2 protein-coding genes and 2 pseudogenes are annotated in these 3,147 nt (G+C 68.9%); 2 read left to right on the forward strand and 2 right to left on the reverse strand.

Annotation, left to right across the window (positions count from 1 at the left end):
* Window positions 1-23 precede the first annotated feature (23 nt).
* Window positions 24-230: pseudogene (locus ACFY4A_RS42390) on the reverse strand (transposase); the annotation flags it as partial.
* 174 nt (window positions 231-404) lie between these two features.
* Here ACFY4A_RS42390 and ACFY4A_RS42395 point away from each other — a divergent pair.
* Both ACFY4A_RS42395 and ACFY4A_RS42400 read left to right on the forward strand, forming a co-directional pair.
* Entirely contained in the window at window positions 405-533 is a 129-nt protein-coding gene (locus tag ACFY4A_RS42395; protein WP_263638619.1) for a hypothetical protein, read from the forward strand.
* A gap of 8 nt (window positions 534-541) precedes the next feature.
* Window positions 542-1,711, forward strand: a pseudogene (locus tag ACFY4A_RS42400) (recombinase family protein); the annotation flags it as partial.
* Window positions 1,712-2,567: 856 nt separating this feature from the next.
* On the opposite strand, the gene ACFY4A_RS42405 reads toward ACFY4A_RS42400, so the two are convergent.
* Window positions 2,568-3,147, reverse strand: a 580-nt coding sequence (locus tag ACFY4A_RS42405; RefSeq protein ID WP_390834644.1) for a transposase, incomplete at its 5' end; no start/stop codon positions are given.

Consider the following 3,147-nt stretch of genomic DNA (forward strand, 5'->3'; position numbering starts at 1 on the left):
TCATCTTGCTCGACACAAGTGATCTACCAGAGGTCCCGTTCGTCGTGATCACCGCTTGACGAACCGCCGACCGAACAAACGCAACGGTGTTGACGTCCGGCCAGGCGGCGGATCATGAGCGCGGTCATCGACCAGTAGATCATCGCCTCGGCGGCCGCGGTGGTGCGCTCGTAGTCGCGGGCCAGCCGGCGCGTGCGCATCAGCCACCCATTCGTGCGCTCAATCGCCCAAGCACACTGCGCTTATGGATAGTCAAAGCAGTGAGCAGACGCCGATAATCGGCCGTGAGGGCCTGCAGCGGTTGGTTGCTGTGGCCCGACGGTTGCGGGGCCGGCTGAGCGACGAGGGGAATGGGTCGTCATGCGCGACGACAGTGACGTCGGTCCCAGAGAACGATTCCGGTGGTGCCGGACGGGCAGGTGTGGGTGGCGCTGCCGGAGGTGAGCCGGCAGGCGGTGGTGGGGCAGCTGGTGCGGCTGGCGAGCCGCGCGTTGTCGGCCGCCGCGACGGCGAGTGAGCGGGACCGGCGATGACCTCGGTAATGCCGTGGGAGCGGCCCGGTAGCAAGATCGACGACCATCACCTGCAGCGGCTCGCAGTGATCTATGTCCGCCAGTCCACCCGCCAGCAGCTCGTCGACCACCAGGAGTCGACCCGGTTGCAGTACGCCCTGGTGGACCGGGCGGTCGCGCTGGGCTGGCAGGCGGACCGGGTTCTGGTGATCGACGAGGACCTGGGCAAGTCGGGGTCGAGTGCGGTCGCCCGCACGGGCTTCCAGCGTCTGGTCACCGAAATCGGGCTGGACCACGTCGGTCTCGTGCTGGGGATCGAGATGTCCCGGCTGGCCCGCTCCGGCAGGGACTGGTACCAGCTGATCGAGCTGTGCGCCCTGTCGGGTGCGGTACTGGCGGACACCGACGGGGTCTACGACCCGGCCGAGTACAACGACCGGCTGCTGCTGGGGCTCAAGGGAACGATGAGCGAGGCCGAACTTCACCTGATCAAGCAGCGGATGTGGAGCGGACGCCTGAACAAGGCCCGCCGCGGCGAGCTGGCCTTCCCGCTGCCCAGCGGCTACGTCCGCCGCCCGTCGGGGGAGGTCGCTTTTGATCCGGACGAGCAGGTGCAGACCGTCATCCGCCTGATCTTCACACAGTTCGAACGGCTCGGCACGCTGCACGCAGTACTTCGCTATCTCGTCGACCACGACATCCAGTTGGGCATCCGGCTGCGCGAGGGACCGGACAAGGGCACCCTGGAATGGCGAAGGCCGAACCGGATGACGCTGCAGACCCTGCTGCACAACCCCGCCTATGCCGGCATCTACGCCTACGGGCGGCGCCGGGTCGACCCGCGCCGCCAGGACCCGGCCCGGCCGAGCACCGGACGGGTCGTCCGCTCCCGGGACGGATGGCATGTGATGATCCCGAATGCCCTGCCCGCCTACATCACCGTCGCCCAGTTCGAGGCCAACGAAGCGAGACTGGCGGCCAACCGTGCCCGCGCCGAAGCCATGGGCGTGGTCCGCAACGGCCCCGCTCTCGCGGCTGGGCTGGTGCACTGCGGACGCTGCAACCGGCGCATGAGCGTGCGCTACCACACCCAGCACAGGAAGGCACTGCCGGAATACGTGTGCGCCCGGGACATGACCAACTACGGCGCGGAGAAGAGCTGCCAGCTGCTCAACTCCGCCTGCGTGGACGCCTTCGTCGAGCAGCAGGTCCTCGCGGCACTGACGCCCGCCGCCGTCGAGGTGTCTCTCCGCGCGGCCGACCAGGTCCTGGCCGAGCGGGCCGAGCTGGAACTGCTGTGGTCGCAACGGCTGGAACGAGCCGCGCAGGAGGCCGACCGGGCCCGCCGCAGCCACCACCTCGCCGAACCGGAGAACCGCCTGGTCGTGCGCCAGTTAGAGAAGGAGTGGGAGGATGCACTCGCCATCCAGCAGCGGCTCCGCGAGGACTACGACCGCTTCGCCCGCAGCAGTCCGCACATCCTCACTCCGGCCGAGCGGCAGACCATCACGGCCCTGGCCGGCGACATCGAGGGATTGTGGCGTGCGCACAGCACCACGACAGCGGACCGCAAGGGGATCGTCCGCGCGGTCGTCGACAAGGTCGTCGTCACTGTGCTCGGCACCAGCGAGCGGGTGAAGATCACGATTGTCTGGGCCGGCGGGACCACTACGGCGGGAGAGGTCATCCGCCCGGTCCAGCGGCTGGAACAGCTCAGCTACTACTCGCAACTGACCGATCGAATCCGCGAACTCACAGGCCAGGGCATCGGCGCCAGCGGAATCGCCGACCGCCTGGAAGCCGAGGGCTTCCGGCCCGCGAAGGGCGGCAAACGGATCTCCGCAGCCACCGTCCGCGACCTCATGCGCCGCCTCGCCTGCCCCGCAGGCCGTATCCACCGACACCGCCCCGCGCCACCCGGCGAGGAGCCCGGCCCGGACGAGTGGTGGCTCAAGCACCTGGCCGCCGAGTTGGACATGACCACTTCCACCCTCTACGCCTGGATCAACCGCGGCTGGATCACCACCCGCCGGGAGAGCTGCTGGCCCCACCGGCTCATCGCCCACGCCGACCAGCGAGAACTCGCCGAACTCCGCGAACGCCGGACACGTCCGCCCGGCTGGTACAGCCGCCGCATCTGGACCGAGACCGCCGAAACAGCACGGCAACAGACTCCATGAGTGCACTGTGCTTGACAGATCTCGAGCGCGGCAGCACCTTGAAACCCGCCGTGTTCTCGGCGCGCTTGACCACCTGCAGCACCATGCGGAGTGCGGCGGCGGCCCATTCCACCAGCGCTCCGCTGTAGCTGCTGTCGGCCCAGACCAGCTTCAAGCGAAAGTACCTCTTGCGCAGGCGTGGCAGCAGTGCGCTCGCGGCGTCGCGGTCGGTGGTGGAGGCCGCGGTCACCAGGACCACCAGCAGCAGCCCGAGGCAGTCGGTGACCAGGTGCCGCTTGCGCCCGTTGATCTTCTTGCCGCCGTCGAATCCACGCGAGTCGGCGCCGACCACGGCGTCGGCCTTGACCGACTGGGAGTCGATGATCCCGGCGCTCGGCTCCGGATCGCGGCCCTCTTTCACGCGCACCTGCCGGCGCAGCCGATCGTGCAGCTCGGTCAGCAGCCCCTGGGCCAGA

The sequence above is a fragment of the Streptomyces sp. NPDC001292 genome, assembly GCF_042896465.1.
Classification (GTDB): domain Bacteria; phylum Actinomycetota; class Actinomycetes; order Streptomycetales; family Streptomycetaceae; genus Streptomyces.